Genomic DNA, 17,663 nt, shown 5'->3' on the forward strand with positions numbered 1-17,663 from the left:
GTCCGTTCGGTCGCAGTGTCGGTCCCGACTGTAAGGGATCTCTCCCCGTTTCGGAGCCCGAAACCCGGGGCAGGAGCCCGACTGGGCCGGACTAATCGTCTCCGGTCGCTTCCGCGTCGCCCTCGGTGACCGCCGGTTCTCGGTCGCTCCGTGGCCCTTCCAGTTCGACCGCAGGCAACAGGTCGCGCAGGTACCGCCCGGTGTGGGACGCTTCGGTGCGGGCGACCTGTTCGGGCGTGCCGGTGGCGACGACTTCGCCGCCGTTCTCGCCGCCCTCGGGCCCGAGGTCGACGATGTGATCGGCGTTTTTCACCAGGTCGAGTTCGTGCTCGATCACGACCACGGTGTTGCCGTCGTCGGTCAACCGGTGGAGCACGTCGATCAGCCGCCGCTCGTCCTCGGGATGGAGCCCCGTGGTCGGCTCGTCCAGCAGGTACAGCGTCTCGCCGCTGTCTTTCTTCCCGAGTTCCTCCGCGAGTTTCACCCGCTGGGCCTCCCCGCCCGAGAGCGTCGTCGAGGGTTGACCGAGTCGCATGTATCCCAGCCCCACGTCCTTCAGCAGTTTCAGCCGCCGGCGGATCTGCGGGTGGCTCTCGAAGAAGTCGTAGGCCTCGGCGACGCTCATCGACAGGACGTCCGCGATGGTCTCGCCCTTGTAGGTCACGTCCAGCGTCTCGTCGTTGTAGCGGGCCCCACCACACTCCTCGCAGGGCACCTGCACGTCGGAGAGGAAGTTCATGTCGATCTTGACGGTGCCCTGCCCGCCACACTCCTCACACCGGCCGCCCTTGACGTTGAAGGAGAACCGCCCCTTCTCGTAGCCGCGCTGTTTCGCGAGTTTCGTGTCGGCGAACAGCTCCCGGATGTGGTCGAAGACGTTGGTGTACGTCGCCGGGTTCGAGCGCGGCGTCCGTCCGATGGGCGACTGGTCGATCAGCCGGACGGTCTCGATCTGATCCAGTCCGTCGATGTCGTCGTGCTCGCCGGGGTCGACGGACGTGTTGTCGTTCATCTCGCGGGCCAGTCCCTTGTAGAGTACGTCGTGCATCAGCGTGGACTTGCCCGACCCGGAGACGCCCGCGATGGCCGTGAAACAGCCGACGGGCAGGTCGACGTCCACGTCGTCGAGGTTGTGCTGGCGCGCCCCCCGGATCGTAACCGTCCCGTCGGGCTCGCGCCGCTCCGCGGGCACGTCGATGAACCGGTCGCCGTCGAGGTAGTCGCCGGTGATCGAGTCCGCGCAGTCCTTGACCTCCTCGACGGAGCCGTTGACGACGACCTCGCCGCCCTGCTTGCCAGGGCCCGGACCCATGTCGATGATCCGGTCGGCCCGCCGCATCGTCTCCGTGTCGTGTTCGACCACGAGCAGGGTGTTCCCGAGGTCCCGCAACTCTTCGAGCGTGTTCAGCAGGCGGTCGTTGTCCCGCTGGTGGAGCCCGATGGATGGCTCGTCGAGCACGTACAGCACGCCGACCAGCCCGGACCCGATCTGTGTGGCCAGCCGGATGCGCTGGCTCTCACCGCCGGACAGGGTGGAGGCTTCCCGGTCCAGCGTCAGGTACTCCAGGCCGACCTCGCACATGAACCCGAGGCGGGCGCGGATCTCCTTGAGGATCTCTTCTGCGATCTTCGTGTCTCGCTCGTCCAGCCCGTCTTCCATCCCCTCGAAGTGATCGAGGGCGTCGCCGATGGACATGCGGTTGACCGCGGTGATGCTCGTGTCGGCCACGAGGACGGCGCGGGACTCGGCCTTCAGCCGGGTTCCCTCACAGGCCGGGCAGGTGGTGACGGCCATGTACTCCTCGATGTGTTCGCGGGCGCGGTCGCTGTCGGTCTCGACGTGGCGCCGCTCCAGGTTGTTGATGACGCCCTCGAACCGCTCGGTCTTCTCGCGGGTGCCGTTCTTGGTCGTCCACTCGAAGTGCACGAGGCCGTCGGTCCCGTAGAGGAACTGCCGCTGGATCGACTCGTCGAGGTCCTCGAACGGCGTGTCCAGCGAGACGTCGAAGTGTTCGGCCACGTTGTCCAGCTGTCGGGAGTAGTAGGTCCGGTTGTAGCTCCAGGGCTCGAAGACGTGCTTGAGTGGCTTCGAAGGGTCCTGGATCACCAGGTCCTCGCTGACCTCCTTGGTCGAGCCGATCCCCTCACACTCCGGACACGCGCCGTGGGGGGAGTTGAACGAGAAGCTACGCGTCTCGATCTCGGAGATGTCGATGCCACAGTGCGTGCAGGCCAGGTCTTCGGAGAACTCGACGACGAGGCGGTCCTCGGCGCTGGCGTCGTCCGCGTCGCCATCTGCCAGATCGCCCGTCGAGCGTGCACTCGCGCCGCCGAGTTCGGCGTCCGCCGGCGGATCCGGCAGGATCACCTTGAGGACGCCCTCGCCCTCCTCGAGGGCGGTCTCGACGGAGTCGGTGATCCGCGAGCGGGCCTCGTCGCTGACTTTCACGCGGTCGACCACCACGTCGACGGTGTGGTCGTAGTTCTCGTCGAGGTCCGGGCGATCCATCGTCAGGTCGAAGCTCTCGCCGTCGACCTCGACGCGGGCGTACCCCTCGGAGACGAGGTCGTCGAACAGGTCCTCGAAGGCACCCTTCTGGTCGCGGACGACGGGCGCGGCGATCTTCGCGCGGGTCCCCTCCGGCAGGTCGAGAATCCGGGAGACCATGTTCTGGGCGCTCTGCTCGCCGACTTCACGGCCACACTCCGGGCAGTGGGGCGTACCGACGCGGGCGTAGAGGAGGCGCAGATAGTCGTGGAGTTCGGTGACGGTCCCGACCGTCGAGCGCGGGTTGTTGGCGGCGTTTTTCTGATCGATGGAGATGGCGGGCGAGAGGCCCTCGACGTTCTCGACCTGGGGTTTGTCCATCTGACCCAGGAAGTTGCGGGCGTAGGCGCTGAGTGACTCGATGTAGCGCCGCTGGCCCTCTGCGTAGATCGTCTCGAACGCCAGCGAGGACTTTCCCGACCCCGACAGCCCCGTCACGACCGTCAACTCCTCCCGCGGGATCGTCACGTCGACGTCCTTGAGGTTGTGTTCCTCGGCCCCGCGGACCTCGATGTGCTCTCTGGTCATCTGTGCGCAGTCAAGGACCGGTCCAGTGAAACCCTGTCGGTTCCCGTCAGTAGTTCCCGTGTCACTCGTCGGAAAAGCTCATGCAGACACGACCTGACGGCGGGATATGGCGATCTCACGCGAGTACGACATCGAGGGGCTGGAGCTCAGCGACGACAGCTACACCGTCGAACAGAGCCTGATCCGGAACAAGTACGAGGCGATGGATTCGGACGGCGGAGTCGTCCTCCGGGGCAAACAGAAACTGTTCAAACTCAAGGAGTTGTTCCCGTTCGTCGACGACCAGGGCGAAGACGTCTTCGAGGTCGAGGCCACCGGCATGCTCGACGTGGCCGGAAACTACGTCCTGCGTGACTCCCGGACGGACGAGGATCTCGTCGTGCTGGACAACGATTTCTCGATCTTTCGGGACACCTGGACGATTCGGGACGCCGACGACGGACGCGAACTCGCCCGCATCGACTCCCGGGGTGCCGTGGTCACCCTCGCGCGAAACCTCCTCCCCCTCGGCTGGCTGATTCCCCACGAGTACGAGATCACCGACGCGACCGGAGCCCACGTCGGGACCATCGCGGGACAGATCTCGTTGCGGGACCGCTACGAGATCACCGTCGACGACGCGAGCGAGGTCCCCAAAGAGCCCATCGTCGCCGCCGCGATGGTGATCGACGCGATCCAGGGGAACTGATGTAGATCTCCCGTTATCGCTCGTGGAAATCGGGATCGGCTGTCAGCAGCCCGCTCCCCGGAAGTATCATCGATGAAAACACGTTCTCACTGCCTGTAGCATGCCTTTCCGTGCGCGAACGGTAGCCCCGATTTATTGTGGTCGGTCTCGTTCTCATCAACAATGCCAGCGACAGTCTATGCAGTTGCCGGCGGGAAGGGCGGTGTCGGCAAGACGACCACGGCGGCGAACCTCGCGGCGACGTTGCGGGCGACGGGTCGGGAGGTCGTCCTCGTGGACGCCGACCTGGCGATGTCGAATCTCCAGGGCATCATCGGCATCGACCACGACCCGACGCTCCACGACGTCCTCGGCGGGAACGCCGACCTCGAAGACGCCATCGTCGGCGAGTCGGCCGACGCGCTCGACGCGGCCGGCAGACTCGACGTGCTGCCCGGTGCCAGCGAACTCGACGCCTTCGCGGCCGCCGATCCGAGCGGGATCACGGACGTCGTCGACGTCCTGGCCGGTCGCTACGACGCCATCGTCCTGGATACCGCCAGCGGCGTCTCCCGGGAGAGCGCCATCCCCATCGAGGCGGCCGACGAGACAATCGTGATGACGACGCCGGACCGCGCCGCGGTGCTGGACGCCAAAAAGACCGCGGAGTTCGTCCGCGGCCTCGACTGTTCCGTCGCCGGTGTCGTCGTCTCCCGGACCTGCCAGGGGCTGACCGACGAGGAGATCGTCGACATCGTCGATACCCACCACCTCGCGACGATCCCGGACCTCGACGTGCCCGACGCCGACCCGCTGATGCCCTACCGCACGCTGGTCGTCCGGTTGCTCATCGGCCACGACGTGGCGACCGACCCCGCGGCGGTGCTGGACATCGAACCCGGACAGACCCCCCGGATCACCAGCACGCTCGAACCGACGCCCGAGAAACCGACGACGAGCGTCGAGGTGAGTGCTCCGGCGGCGCCGTCCAGCGAGGGCGACGTGCCCGCCGAGACGGCGGCCGCCGACAGCGGTGACGAAGCGGTCTCACCGGAGGAGTCGACCGGCGACACCGAGGGCGAGAAACGCGAGGGGCGGCTCGGGCGGTTCGTCGACGCGATCGGCCGGTAACGCTCCTATTTGCTGTGGACTGCGCCGATGACCGCCTGCCCGCACAGACTTCCACCGACGCCACACAGCAGGCCGTAACAGAGGAGGTACAGCGCCGTGCCCGCACGGGAGGGCTGGTAGAGGACGTTGTCGACGTGCAGGGAGAACGCGAAGGTGCCGGCCAGTGCCAGCAGGACGTAGCCCGTCCCCACGGCCACACCGGTCGCGAGTGCGGCCCCCGTACTCCGCCGGACGGGCACGCGGAAGAAAGTAAACAGCGCGCTCGTGATCGTGAGCACGATCGCCGGGTAGAACCGGTACAGCAGTGTGTGCTCGACCATCGGCAGGTAGTTCATCGTCAACGGGATGCTACTGGGAAGTGCCGTCGTCACACCGGTCACGGCGACGTTGTGCGCGTTGTAGAACAGGAACCCGACCCGGACCGGTAGATTCCCTGCGGGTAGCGTCAGTGACCCCGCCAGTACCACCGCGAACAACCCGAGGTAGCCGAGTACGAACGCCCCGAGACCAGCGCTGAACGCCGGAAACCAGGGGAACGTTTCGAGCCAGAACTCGACCCGCACGTCCAGCGGTAGCTCCTCCCGGTCGACGCCGGCCTCCCCAACCGGCACGGCGACCCGCTCCTCCTCCGTAGTCCTCGGTTCTTTGACCGTCACATTGTCTCACATTCACGTAATCGGAAAAAAGCGTTCCGCCGTCAGACCCGTTCCGGCACCCAGCCACCCGACACCTCGACGTTCGCGCCGCTGAGATAGTCGCTGTCCGGCGCGAGGAAAAAGAGCGTGGGCTGGAGCAGGTCCGCGAAGGCGGCGGGTCGATCCCGCGGGAGGTCGTCGGGGAACTCGTCGGAGTTCTCGACGACGTACGGCGAGACCGCGTTGACCGTGATGCCGTCGTCGGCGGTGTCTCCCGCCAGCATCCGCGTGAACATCAACACGCCCGTCTTCGCCACGAAGTAGGGGAAGTTCTTCGGGCTGACCAGCGCCCGTTCGGCGCTGGCGTACCCGATATTGACGATCCGGCCGTCCCCAGCCGCCCGCATCCCCGGTAGCGCCCGCTTCGAGCAGAGGTAGGTCCCGTTCAGATTCGTCTCTAGCACCGTGTTCCACGTCGAAAAGTCCATCTCCGCCCAGTGGACCGGCGCGAACGCACCCACGTTGTTCACCAGCACGTCCACCGTCCCGAGACGCTCCTCGACCGTCCCGAAGAGCGCGTCCACCTCGTCGGGATCGGTCACGTCGGCCTGCACCGCCGTCGCGTCGACGCCCGCCTCGCGCGCGGTCTCGGCCACCTCGACGGCGGCCGCGTCGCTCGTCCGGTAGTGAACCGCCACGTCGGCCCCGCAGGCCGCGATGGCGAGCAACAGTTCCCGTCCGACGCCTTTCGCGCTCCCGGTCACCAGCGCCGTCCGTCCAGAGAGATCGGGTGTGAGCATACCCCCGATAGCGCCGCCGAGCGCTTAATCGGCCCGCCCGCGAACGCCGCCGGTCAGTCCTCGGCGGTCGAGTCCGCGTCGGCAGTCGGCTCCGTCGTTTCCTCCCCGGTGTCGTCCTCGCCCGTCGCGTCCGCGTCGCCGTCGGCGGTGGCCGCGTCACCGTTCCCACTGGCCGTCGCGCCGCCGTTCGTCGCGGTGTCGGGCTCCGGCGTCGAGCCGATTCCCAGCAGGGATTCGGTCACTGACGGGTCCTCGGTGGACCCAGCCACGTCGGGGTTGGGCGTCCCGGTGGCCGGTTCGGGGCCGAGATCCGGCGACGGCCCGCCTCCGCCCGTGGTCGCCGCCGGACTGTCGTCGTAGCCGACGAAGCGGTCCCACAGCACCAGCGCCGCCGGGAGGACGAAGATCGAGGTCAGGAACGAGTAGACGATGCTGATCGCGGTCAGGATGCCGAACTGACCGATGGCGGGGAACAGCGCCAGCGCGAGCACGCCGATGCCGAAGGCCGTGGTGAGCATACTGCCGAGTAACGCACCGCCGGTCCCACGGACCGTCCGGTCCAGGGCCGTCACCAGGTCGTGTTCCCGGCGCTCGTCGGCGAACCGGTGGGTCACGTGGACGGAGTAGTCGATCCCGAGCCCGATGGTGATCGCCAGCATCGTCGCCGTGATGGCGTTGAACGGGATGTCGGCGAAGCGCATCGTCGCCGCGACCAGCGACACTGTCGTGACGATCGGGATGACGTTCGCGATGCCCAGCGTCGCCCGTCCTTCGAGGACGTAGTAGACGAGCAACAGGAATAGGGTCGCCCCGAGCAGGGCCAGCCCCAGGCTCTCGACGGCGGACATGAAGATCACGTCCGAGACCGCCTGGAAGACGACCGTCTGACCGGTCGCGACGGCGTGGAACCGGAAGCCGTCTGCCATCTCGCGGGCGTCGGCGGTGATCTCGCCCTGTTCCGCGCCCGACTCGACCGTGTAGACGACGCGGGTGGCCCGGCGGTCCTCGGTCATGTAGTCGAGCGCCTGCCCGCGGGCCGGCGAGGACAGCAGGGCGTCGTACACGTCGCCGAGGTTCTGGTCCGGAATCCCGTCGTCGTTCCGGTCGTTGCGGTCGACCAGCTGCGCGAACGACTCGTTGCGCTCGGCGCGGTCTTGAATCACCGTGACGATGCTCGTCGAATCCGCGTGACGGCCGCCGTCGGTGAGCACGGTATCCGGCGGATCGTCACCGGCTCTGTGGATACTCTCCAGGGCCGTGGGCTTCTCCAACCGCCCTTCGACGTACATCGTCACCGAGTCCGACTGGGTGGAGTCGAACCTGTCCTCGAGGAAGTTCGTCGTCTCCGTGACGGTGTACTCGTGGGGGCGGAACGGCTCGGGTAACTCCATCACCCAGTCGGGGTTGTCCTCCGGCGGGAGGAAGTCCTCCTGGGCGAAGGAGGTGTTGACGCCGGTGGCGTAGTAGCCCGCGCCGGCGGTCCCGAGCAGGATGAGGATCAGGAAGATGGCGGGCGCGCGGTTGGCGACGACGACGCCCAGTCGAAGGACGCCACTGAGAGCCGACCCCTCCGATCCCATGGGGGTCTGACTGAAGGTGGGAATCGGAATCCGGTCGCGCCTGCGGTCGAGCCACACCTTCGCCGCCGGGAGGAAGATCCCGAAGATCAGGAAGGTGAAGACGATCCCGACGCTCGCGACGACCCCGAAGTCACGGATCGGCCCGAGGTCGCTGACGAGGTTGGCGGCGAAGCCGATGACCGTCGTCCCGGTGACGATGAAGAAGGCCACGATCAACTGGTCGGTCGTGACCCGCATCGACTCCTCGATGGAGTAGTCCAGTTCCCGTTCCTCGCGGTAGCGATTGATGGCGTGGATGCCGAAGTCGATCCCGACCGCCAGTAACAGCGGTGGGACGGCGATCAGCATCTGACTGAACGGGATTCCGGCCAGGCCCATGAACCCGAACGTCCAGATGATCCCCATCACCAGGGCGACGACGCCCAGCAGCAGGTCCAGCAGGTCCCGGTACGCGATGACCAGGAAGAACGTGATGAAGAGCACCGCGGCCGGCACGACGATCAGAAGCGAGTCCAGGATGACGTTCGAGAACTCGCTGGCCAGCACGCCCGAACCGAACACCTGGATCGACCCCTCGACGCTCGACACGACGAAGATCGACTGCTCCTGGATCGGCGTCAGCGGGCTGGTCCCACCCTGGCCCGACCCCGAGGACAGCCCCGCGGGAACCTCGTGGCTCACCGACCCGATGGTCGCCGTCGCGGTCGCTGACTTGCGGTTGAAGTCGTTGCTCAGGAGCCCCGAGAACCGCGAGCTCCGGTCGGCCGCCCGCGCGACCGCCCGGTCGATCTCGCCGGCGGTCGCGTCCTCGACGGCGTCGATCTGTGCCTCGAGCGTGGTCGCCGACGGATCGAGCTGTGTGGCGACGATGCGGGCCGCACTCGCCGTCGAGGCCACGCGCAGGGAGTCCCGCTCCTGGAGTCGCTCCTGGGCGCGAAGCATGTTCAGCAGTGACTCCCTGTCGAGGACGTTCCGGTTGTACTGGATGAGCGACGTACTTCCGGTGTCGGCGGCGAACGTGGGAGAGAACTTCTCGTTGACCTGGGTGAACGCCTCCTCGGCCGGGAGGCCGGTGGTGAACTGCGAGGTCCCGGCGGAGGTCCCGACGCTCCCCAGCCCCATCGTGAACAGGGCGGTCACGACGAGGAACGCGAGGATGATCCGGCCGGGCCGTTCGACGATGGTCTCGTCGATCCGGTCGATGACGCGCTGGTGATCCATGTTAGCGGAAGCGCATGTAGCCGCCGATAGCGACGACGACGACGACGCCGACCCCGACGAGCGTCAGCGGGAAGCCGCCGCCACCGCCGCTCCGTTCGCTCACGTCGATGGGGACGCGGTACCGGTCAGAGAGCAGCGTGTCGTCGTCCGCGTCGTCGTACTCGAAGTCGATCGACAGCGGGTACTGCTTGGGCAGTGCGCCGCTGGCCCCGACGCTGAAGCTGATCGTCGTCGACTCACCCGGGGCGAGTTCGTCGACGTACGCCTCGGAGTCGGAGACGCTGATCGGGCTGTCCGCGAACATCTTCGCCGAGATGGCCGACAGCGTCTCGTTGGCCGTGTTGGTGACCTCGACGCCGATGGTCGTCGACCCGCCGTTCTCGACCGATCCGTTGACGATGCTGACGGCGAAGGCGTCGGAGCCGGGGGCCACGTCCACGCGGGTGGGCAGGTCGTCGCTGGTGCGCGCGTCACCGTCGCCGTCGCGGTACTCGGCGACGAAGACGAACTGCTTGGGGCCGCTGGTGGCGGCGTCGTTGACCTCGATGTCGAGGTCGAAGTCGGCCGACTCGCCGGGTTCGAGCGTCCCGACGGAGTACTCCCGGTCAGTGGGGTTGAGGTTCTGTAGCTGGCTGGTGAGCCGGACGACCACGTCGTCGGCGGTCAGGTCGCCGTCGTTGCGGATCGTCCCCGAAAGGGTGCCGTCCTCACCGACGCGGAGCGAGGACGCGACGTTCGTCAACTCGAAGTTCGTCTCGGGCAGGGGGACGACCCCCATCGACAGCCCGTCGGACTGCTGAGCCACGCCGTCGCTGTCGTCGTAACTGGCGGTCGCGCGGAAGGCGTAGCGCTGCTGTTCGGCGTCGGCCGAGGCGCGGACCTGGTACTCGATGGTCTTCCGCTCGCCGGGTGCCCACTCGCCGGCGTAGCGGGTCGCCGAACTCGACTGGCCGAAGGTGAGGTCGCCGTTCAGCGATTCGAGTTCGATGCTGGTGTCGCTGGCCGTCTCCGTCCCGGTGTTCTCCATGGTCACGCCGACCGTCCCGCTCGAGCCGACCTGCACGTCGGACTCGGTGTCGACGATCTCGAACCGGGCGCTGTCCTCGATGCGGAGGGTGACCTCGAACGTGTCGGTCTCCGTCCTCTCGTTGTAGCTCCGCAGGCCGGTGTCGGACTGGGTGATCTTCGAGTAGTACTCGTAGTCGACCTCCACCGTCAGGGTGTACGTCCCCGGCTCGGCGTCCTCGGCGACGGCGATGTCGAACGGCACTTCTGCCGAGGCCTCGCCGGGCAACTGCCCGACGGTCTGTCGGTCGGTCTCGATGCTCACCGGTGCCTTCCCGGACTGTAGATCGACCGTCAGCCCGCGAGCCTTGGTGACCTGCGACTCCAGCCCACTGGCTGAGCCGTAGTCGACCTCGCCCTGGTTGTTGATCTGCAGGTTCAGCGTCGTGTCTTCGCCGGAGACGACGGTGTTGTCCCCGATGGACGCCGACAACTCCGGATTACCCGACACGACGAACCCACCCAACGCCGGCATCGGTACCAGAAACAGTGCCACGACTCCAAGAACCGCAAGTTGTGATCCTCTCATGCTTGATTGAACGTTCAGTCAGTTCGCGTACTTGATTGAACGTTCATTCAACACAAGTATCTTTCCATTCGGTACCAGGTTCGTTGCTCGATGGGGAGAGTCGAAAGGCTATTAATCGGTGACTGAATATTCAGTCAACAATGCCGAACCGGACGGACCTGTTCGAGCCGGAGCCCGACGACACGCGCGAGGCCATCATGAAGGCCACGTACGATGCACTCTCGAAACACGGCTACGCGGATCTGACGATCCAGCGCATCGGCGACGAGTTCGACAAGAGCAAGTCCCTGCTGTATCACCACTACGACAGCAAAGACGCGCTGCTGGTCGACTTCCTGGCGTTCATGCTCGAACGGATGGAGGGGACGATCCCGCTCGAAGAGGCGGACGACGCGGACGACCGGATTCGGATCGGCTTCGACCACGTCTTCTCGACCTTTCTCGGCGGCGAACAGTCGGAGTTCAACCGGGCCATGACGGAACTGCGCGCCCAGTCCGCCCACGACGACGCCTTCCGCGAGCAGTTCACGAAGAACGACCGCTACTTCAAACAGCGCATCCAGAACATCATCGAAGAGGGCATCGAACAGGGGATCTTCCGCGAGGTGGACGCCGAACAGGTCGCGACGATGATCCACTCGATCGTGCAGGGCGCGATGTTCCAGTCGACGACCAGCACCGACCCTGAACTCGAAGAGATCCGCGCGGAACTGGACGCGTACATCCAGTCCCGGCTCCTCGCCGACGACTGAGCCGCCGACCGCTCTCAGCCGGTCACTCCGGCCGCTCCCGGCCGCCCCGTTCCTTCCAGGTTCGCTCCTGTGCCCGCTCGGCCGCGTGGCGCTGTCCGTCCGCGACGACCTCGCGAGCCTCCCGCTCGAAGCCCTCTATCTCGTCGAGAAAGCCCTCCTGGAAGCTCTCCACTACGTCGTAGGACCACCGGTCGTCGTCGATGACGCCGCGGGGGAGGTACCGATCCCGCACCGCGTCGGCCAGGTCGTCGTAGCCACACTCCCGCAACAGCGGTTCGGCCGCCGCGAGGTGGTCCATCGCGTGACCCGTGTTGTGGTGGAACTCCACCAGATGTCCGTGTGCCCGGTGGAGCCACTCCAGCCCGAGCTCGACCTGGTGTAACGCGGCCCGTTCGTCCTCCGTCAGCTCCACCGGTGTCGTCGATCCGTCCGATACCATGGTTCGTGCTACCACGCCACGAGGCTTGAACCTGTCGTGCCGACTGGGTACCACAACCCATAGGTGTCGCAGCCACCTGATTCGGGGCATGCGCCGCCGCCAGTTCCTCGCGGCGACGGCCGGAATCGGAGTGAGTCCGGTCGCCGCCGGTCGCCCTCGCCCGCAATCGTCGTCTCCGTTCGAACCGCTCGGGACGCTCGAACTCCCGGGGCTCGCCGAGGCCGTCGTCGGTGCGGACGGCACCACGGCCTACGCCGCCGTCTCCGACGGGTTCGCGACCGTCGACCTCGCCGACCCGACCGCGCCGACACTGCTGGCCGAGCGCCGCGACGTCCTCGCCGACCGCGAGGACGGTCCGCTGCGCAACGTCTGGGACGTGAAACTCGACGGCGACACGCTGGCCGTCGTCGGCCCGGCAAACCCCCGCCGGGACGCCGTCCAGGCCGCCGTCTTCTACGACGTGCGCGACCCCGCCGCGCCCGAGCGACTCGGCGTCCACGAGACGCGGTACCCGATCCACAACTGCGACCTCACCGACGGCGTGGCCTACCTCACCGCCAACACCCTCGGAAGCGTCGGCCTCGCGACGGTGTCGGCCGGTGCCGACCCCCAGCGGCTGGGCGGCTGGGCGCTCACCGACCACGACCAGCGGTGGGCCGACGTGCGATACTCCCTCGCGAACCTCCACGACGTGTTCGTCCAGGACGGCCTGGCCTACCTGGCCCACTGGGACGCCGGCACGTGGATCGTCGACGTGAGCGACCCCGAGAACCCCGCCTTCGTTTCCCGGGTCCGCGGTCGCCCCGTCGAGGACCTCCGGGAGTACGGCCGGAGAGCCGCTCAGCGCGAGGGGCTCCGCCGGCCGGGCAACGACCACTACGTCGCCGTGAACGACAGCGGCGACCTGCTCGGCATCGGCGTCGAAGCGTGGGGCAGTGCCGGTCCCGGCGGGATCGTCCTCTACGACGTGTCCGACACGGTGAATCCGGCCCGGCTCGCCCGGATCGATCCGCCGCCCGTTCCAGACGGCGAGAACGCCAGCTACCGGACCGGCGTCTGGACGACCGCCCACAACTTCGCGTTCGACGGCGACCGACTGTACACCTCCTGGTACCAGGGCGGCGTGAAGGTCTTCGACGTGAGCGACCCGGCCGACCCCACCGAGGTCGCCGCCTGGCGCGACACCGACGACGCCTGCTTCTGGACCGCGTGTCCCGCGGGCGACTTCCTGGTCGCCCCCAGCGTCGATCAGCCACCCGGCGTCGACGTCACCGAACGGCTCTACACGTTCCCCGATCCCGGGTCCGGCCTGACGCCCGAGGATGGAAGCGGAACCGAGAGGACCGAACAGCCGACCGCGGGCGCGACCGACACGCCGTCCGGGACCGGAACTGCGACCACCACCGGCGCGAGCGGTCCCGGCTTCGGCGTGCTGGCGGGGCTCGCTGGCCTCGGACTTGGGGCGTGGCGGTACGGTCGCGGTGGCGAGTAGGGGGAGAACTACAGGGCGTTCTCGACTGCACTGGCCACGCTCCGCGCCTTTTCGGACAGAGCTTCGGGCACGTCGCCGGCCGCGACGGCGGCGTCGAGTTCGTCGTCGTCGACCCGTTCGACCCGGCCGTCGCCGTGTTTCACCACGTCGACGTGCAGGTCGACGTAGCGGACGGTATCGGGGAACACCTCCACGGGCGTGCAGACGTTGACGTAGGTCCCTTTCCGGCGGTCCTCGGCGTCCCGGTAGACCGTCGCGTACCACCAGCGGCCCTCCTTGAACTTCGTGACGGCCACGTCCCCGGCCTCGATGGGTTCGCCGATGGCGTCCAGCGTCCCGCCCGGCGAGAGTTCCCGCGAGACCGTGACGGTCCCGTCGGGGTCGTACTCGGCCACGTCGCCCCGGCCCAGGCTGATGTAGCGGCCGTCGGGCTTGCCGTGGCCGATCTCGACGGACTCGCCCTCGCGGGGGCCGAACTGCCGGGTCACGACGCCGAACGGGAAGTCCTGCTCGCCGTCGCCCGCCGCCGAGCCACAGATCGCCTCCGCGAAGTCGACGGCGGCGCTCGCGCGGTCGTCGCCGGCCTTGATGCGGTGGTGGCCGGCCATCGTCGGCACCACGTCGCGCCGGCGTTCGTCCAGCGCGAAGCGGGACTCGCGACCGAACCAGACCCACCGCGTCGCCGTGCCGTCCCAGCGCCGCCCGACTGCCCCCCCGGGGTCGGGGGCGTCGGCGAGGGTCTCCTCGAGCGATTCGGCACGGTCGTTGTGGGCCCGCAGGGCGTCGGCGAGCGCGTCGAACTCGGCGTCGTCGGACAGGCGTCCCCAGCGGACGCCCCAGCCGTCCCGGGGGTCCGCCGCGACGAGATCCACGATGTCCGCAGGGCCGCCGCCGCGGGTGGTCGACCCGCCCCGGACCAGTTCGGCCAGCGCGCCCGTGAACCCGATCTCCGTGTCGAGGACGGGTCTGTTCGAGCCCCAGGGCGGGGACGGTTCGCGGACCTGGACGCGCACCCGGTCGTCGGTCTCGACGCGGCCGTCGGCGCGGTCGTAGGGCAGGAACCCCTCGGCGCCGTCGTCGAGGCGGACGACTGCGCCGCTGCCCAGCGTCTCGGTCACCCGGCCGTCGAACACCGCGTCCCGCGGTGCAGGATCGGTCCAGACGAGCGTGTCCCGTCCCACGTCCGCGAGCAGGGTCGTCACCGTCTCGACGGCCCGGGGGTCGCCGGCGACGCCGACGCCCTGTCGGTCGCCCGTCGTCTCGACGCTCGCGTCGGCGTGGACCGGCGGGAACGAGCCCTCGAAGCGCTCGGCGATGGCGTCGGAGGCCTGCACCACCGACAGATCCTCGCGGTCCCCGAAGGTGGCAGTCAGGGCCGTGCTGTAGATGCCGCGGACGCGGACGTTCATAGCGAATCCGGGTCGGTCGTGAATCGCACCCGGTCGTGGACGGTCGGGCCCAGCGTCAACTCGACGGTGTCGTCGGTGAGGACGCGGCCGCCCTCGACGTAGACACCCCAGCCGTCGAACTTCAGATAGCCCCGCAGGTCGGCGGCGTGGGTGTAGAGGTCGACGTACTCGACCTCGTGTTCGACGACGTCGCTGGCGCTGTGGGCGATGTCCATGTCCGAGTGGACGGTGTCGAGTCCGTCGAAGAAGTCCTCGATGGCGTCGGCCGTCTCGGCGGTCGCCTCGACGACGCGCTCGGAGGCCGCGCCGATCTCGTCGGTCGAGAGGCCGGCCTCGCGGAGCGCCTGCTGTGTCCGCTGGTCGAAGTGCATGCCCGGCCGTTGGCGGGCCGGGGTCCTAAAGAATCAGGTTCAGGATCTGCACGAGGACGCCGAAGAAGGCGCCGAAGGCGACGACAGTCTTCGGGTCGATCCGGATCGCGTTCTTGTCCTCGGCGTCGAAGTACCGGACCAGCCCGGCACTCGACATCAGCCCCCCGCCGTCGTTGCTGCTCATACCCGACTGTGACCGGTCCCTGGGGGTAAGCTTTTCGCCTTGCTCCCCAGAGATCAATCGCCTCAATTGACCGGCAACTCGAGTAATTCCGGATGCGGAAGAGAACGCTGACACGTTGACGCGTGTTAGCGTGTGTCACTAAGGGAAGCGATGACAGACGAAACCACTCACCGGGACGAACAGGATGGGGACTCGCGATTGAACCGCCGGAGCGTGCTGAGGGCCACGTCGGCGGCCGCGGTCGGGACGGTGGGACTGGGCGCCGCTAGCGGAACCGCCACGGCCGAGGAGGCCGAGGCGGAGTTCCTCGGGAACTGCCTGGCCGACCTGCCGGCGGCACCCGAGGATACGCCGGTCGTCGACCTGACCGGCGACGGACCTGCGACCCGCGGCGCGATGCCGTCGGGCGCGGACGAAGTGTTGTTCTACGTTCACGGCTGGCTCGAAGACGCCTCCGGTGGCGGCGAGAACCAGGGAGCGGCGCTGGCGGACGCACTCGACGCCAACGGGTACAGTGCGCCGGTGGTCTCGGTCCTCTGGGACTCGAACACGCTCAACTGGTGGGCCGGCAAGGAGGCCGCCGAAGCCGCCGGCGAGGCGTTCGCCGACTGGCTCGACGGGTACATGGCTGCCAACCCGGACACCACGGTTCGCGTCGTCGGCCACTCGCTGGGCGGGCGTGCTCCGTACGCGATGCTGGACGAACTGTCGGGGTCGGTCACGTCGGTGTCGGCCGTCGGTGCGGCGAACGACCCGGAGACCGTCTGTGCCGACGGGCGGTTCGGCGACGGCATCGCCAGTTCCGCCGACGCGGTGTACGACTTCCACTCCAAGAACGACGACATCGTCTGTAGCGCCTACAAACTGCTGGAGACGACCGAGGGCGTCGGCTGTCTCGGCGCCGAGTGTGACGGCGGCTGGTTCGACGACGGATCGACACCGGACACGTACACCGACGTGGACGTCAGCGACGCCGTGCTGAACCACTGTGACTACTTCCGGCCCGATCGGGGCTGTGTCCTCCGGATCGTCGACTGGTTCGACGACGACGGGACCGACGTGGAGAGCGACGACGAAGACGACGACGGCTGGTGGTGATAGCGAGTCGAAAGCACCGGATTCGACCCCGCACCGCCCACGAGTATCCACGGTTTCTCGCACACGCCGCGTGACGGGTTCGCCTGCACTGCAAAATAATTACAGCACGAAAAACTAGAAATTTAATACACTGTACCCGCTTCGTACGTTTCGTGTGGGGGAACTCACACAGAGGGGGGACACAGATGGTACACACGCCGAAGGCCCAACAGGGTATCGACGCGGAATCGACGCGGCGCGGAATCGATCGACGGCGCGTACTGCAGGGTGTGGCCGCCGGTGCGGTCACCGTCGCCGGCCTCTCGGTGACGAGCGGGTCGGCGGTCGCACAGGGTGAAGACCAGCTGGACGGCAACTGTCCGGCCTCGCCCTACTGTATCTCGGCGAGCGTGTCGTGGAACTCACCCATCGCCCGGTCCGAGACCGTCGCGTCGACGAGTTCGCTCTCGATCCGGCGGAGGTGTTTCCCGACCGCGCTGGCCGAACAGTCCAGGTCGGCCGCGATGTCGTCGTAGGTCGCCTCCCGCGGCGACTCGTAGTAGCCTTTCCGTACGGCGATCAGCAACACCTCGCGCTGGCGCTCGGTGAGGGCGGCGAACCGCCGGTCGGTCCCCGGGTCGTAGTCGCCGATGCGTTCGACGGTCACGTCGACCTCCTCGCGCGTCGCCGCGATCTGGGCCTGGAGCTGGTCTTTCGCGCCGATCACGGACACCCGGAGACTCGAAGTCGACGGATCGACGAACTCGAGCGGGTAGTCCAGATGTGTCGCGTAGGAGTCGTGGAGTTCGATCAGGTTCCTGATGAGGTCGCTCGGGTGGTAGTGGACCTGGAGCACGACGTGGCCGCCGGCGTCCGCCACCTGATAGTCGATCACCTTGCCGTCTGCCTGCGCGAGGCTCCCGTCGATCTGGTCGCGGGTTGCCTCCGCCTCGTACAGCGTCACCGCCGTCCCGTCCGTCAACAGGTCGAGTTCCTGGATCGACCGGAGGACGACCCCACACTCCCGGAAGACCACCTCCCCCGGGTCGAAATACCCCCGCTCCGGCGTCAGCGCGTACGTGACGTGTCTCACACTCCCTGTAGTGCGAACCGTCTCAATAGTGATTGTCACCGTTTCGAGGCTCAAAACCGCCCCTCGTCGGCGACTGGACGTCTTTAATAAAATTCTTCACGTCGAAAGCAGAAAATTAAGCAACCGGACGGCGCTGATACCT

Annotated in this window: 15 protein-coding genes; 5 read left to right on the forward strand and 10 right to left on the reverse strand. The window is 67.5% G+C overall.

Annotation, left to right across the window (positions count from 1 at the left end):
- Window positions 1-91: 91 nt before the first annotated feature.
- Complete coding sequence (uvrA, locus tag EAF64_RS19740; protein ID WP_129070700.1) at window positions 92-3,076, reverse strand: excinuclease ABC subunit UvrA; 2,985 nt, start codon at window positions 3,074-3,076, stop codon at window positions 92-94.
- A 106-nt stretch (window positions 3,077-3,182) separates the two neighbouring features.
- Here uvrA and EAF64_RS19745 point away from each other — a divergent pair, with 106 nt between their 5' ends.
- Together EAF64_RS19745 and EAF64_RS19750 are read left to right on the forward strand one after the other, a co-directional pair.
- The gene (locus EAF64_RS19745) at window positions 3,183-3,764 is read left to right on the forward strand and encodes an LURP-one-related/scramblase family protein (RefSeq protein WP_129070701.1); all 582 of its coding nucleotides are present in this window, start codon (window positions 3,183-3,185) and stop codon (window positions 3,762-3,764) included.
- Between the two features lie 162 nt (window positions 3,765-3,926).
- Complete coding sequence (locus tag EAF64_RS19750) at window positions 3,927-4,874, forward strand: MinD/ParA family ATP-binding protein (protein ID WP_129070702.1); 948 nt, start codon at window positions 3,927-3,929, stop codon at window positions 4,872-4,874.
- Window positions 4,875-4,879: 5 nt separating this feature from the next.
- Here the strand turns inward: EAF64_RS19750 and EAF64_RS19755 are convergent, their stop codons facing one another.
- From EAF64_RS19755 to EAF64_RS19770, 4 genes are read right to left on the reverse strand one after another with little or no spacing between them, the layout of a single operon-like run.
- A complete protein-coding gene (locus EAF64_RS19755) occupies window positions 4,880-5,530 on the reverse strand; it encodes a hypothetical protein (RefSeq protein WP_129070703.1) in 651 nt (216 codons plus the stop codon).
- Between the two features lie 41 nt (window positions 5,531-5,571).
- Window positions 5,572-6,309 carry an SDR family NAD(P)-dependent oxidoreductase gene (locus EAF64_RS19760; protein ID WP_129070704.1) on the reverse strand — a complete coding sequence of 246 codons (738 nt, stop codon included), beginning with the start codon at window positions 6,307-6,309 and terminating at the stop codon, window positions 5,572-5,574.
- Window positions 6,310-6,362: 53 nt separating this feature from the next.
- Window positions 6,363-9,110 (reverse strand): efflux RND transporter permease subunit, encoded by a 2,748-nt coding sequence (locus tag EAF64_RS19765; protein ID WP_129070705.1) that lies wholly within the window; start codon window positions 9,108-9,110, stop codon window positions 6,363-6,365.
- 1 nt (window position 9,111) lies between these two features.
- Complete coding sequence (locus EAF64_RS19770) at window positions 9,112-10,650, reverse strand: COG1361 S-layer family protein (RefSeq protein ID WP_193767779.1); 1,539 nt, start codon at window positions 10,648-10,650, stop codon at window positions 9,112-9,114.
- A gap of 194 nt (window positions 10,651-10,844) precedes the next feature.
- Here EAF64_RS19770 and EAF64_RS19775 point away from each other — a divergent pair, with 194 nt between their 5' ends.
- On the forward strand, window positions 10,845-11,456 hold the full coding sequence (locus EAF64_RS19775) for a TetR/AcrR family transcriptional regulator (RefSeq protein WP_129070707.1): 612 nt from the start codon (window positions 10,845-10,847) through the stop codon (window positions 11,454-11,456).
- A 22-nt stretch (window positions 11,457-11,478) separates the two neighbouring features.
- On the opposite strand, the gene EAF64_RS19780 is transcribed toward EAF64_RS19775, so the two are convergent.
- A complete protein-coding gene (locus tag EAF64_RS19780) occupies window positions 11,479-11,895 on the reverse strand; it encodes a hypothetical protein (protein ID WP_129070708.1) in 417 nt (138 codons plus the stop codon).
- An 88-nt stretch (window positions 11,896-11,983) separates the two neighbouring features.
- On the opposite strand from EAF64_RS19780, the gene EAF64_RS19785 reads away from it, so the two are divergent.
- Window positions 11,984-13,387, forward strand: a complete 1,404-nt coding sequence (locus tag EAF64_RS19785) for an LVIVD repeat-containing protein (protein WP_129070709.1) — start codon at window positions 11,984-11,986, stop codon at window positions 13,385-13,387.
- Window positions 13,388-13,395: 8 nt separating this feature from the next.
- Here EAF64_RS19785 and EAF64_RS19790 read toward each other — a convergent pair whose 3' ends face one another.
- The 3 genes from EAF64_RS19790 to EAF64_RS19800 are packed head-to-tail and all read right to left on the reverse strand — an operon-like array spanning window position 13,396 to window position 15,351.
- Window positions 13,396-14,796, reverse strand: coding sequence for a DUF402 domain-containing protein (locus EAF64_RS19790; RefSeq protein ID WP_129070710.1), 1,401 nt, complete (start codon window positions 14,794-14,796; stop codon window positions 13,396-13,398).
- Window positions 14,793-15,167 (reverse strand): DUF7532 family protein, encoded by a 375-nt coding sequence (locus tag EAF64_RS19795; protein ID WP_129070711.1) that lies wholly within the window; start codon window positions 15,165-15,167, stop codon window positions 14,793-14,795. Before EAF64_RS19795 ends, EAF64_RS19790 begins: the two co-directional genes overlap by 4 nt.
- A 25-nt stretch (window positions 15,168-15,192) precedes the next feature.
- Window positions 15,193-15,351: a preprotein translocase subunit Sec61beta gene (locus tag EAF64_RS19800; protein ID WP_129070712.1), complete on the reverse strand. Its 159-nt coding sequence runs from the start codon at window positions 15,349-15,351 to the stop codon at window positions 15,193-15,195.
- 150 nt (window positions 15,352-15,501) lie between these two features.
- On the opposite strand from EAF64_RS19800, the gene EAF64_RS19805 reads away from it, so the two are divergent.
- On the forward strand, window positions 15,502-16,449 hold the full coding sequence (locus tag EAF64_RS19805) for an alpha/beta hydrolase (protein WP_129070713.1): 948 nt from the start codon (window positions 15,502-15,504) through the stop codon (window positions 16,447-16,449).
- A 370-nt stretch (window positions 16,450-16,819) separates the two neighbouring features.
- Here EAF64_RS19805 and EAF64_RS19810 read toward each other — a convergent pair whose 3' ends face one another.
- Window positions 16,820-17,521, reverse strand: coding sequence for a helix-turn-helix domain-containing protein (locus EAF64_RS19810; protein WP_129070714.1), 702 nt, complete (start codon window positions 17,519-17,521; stop codon window positions 16,820-16,822).
- Between the last annotated feature and the right edge of the window lie 142 nt (window positions 17,522-17,663).

Origin of the sequence: Halorientalis pallida (assembly GCF_004118325.1) — an archaeon.
In the GTDB taxonomy this organism is placed as follows: Archaea; Halobacteriota; Halobacteria; order Halobacteriales; family Haloarculaceae; genus Halorientalis; species Halorientalis pallida.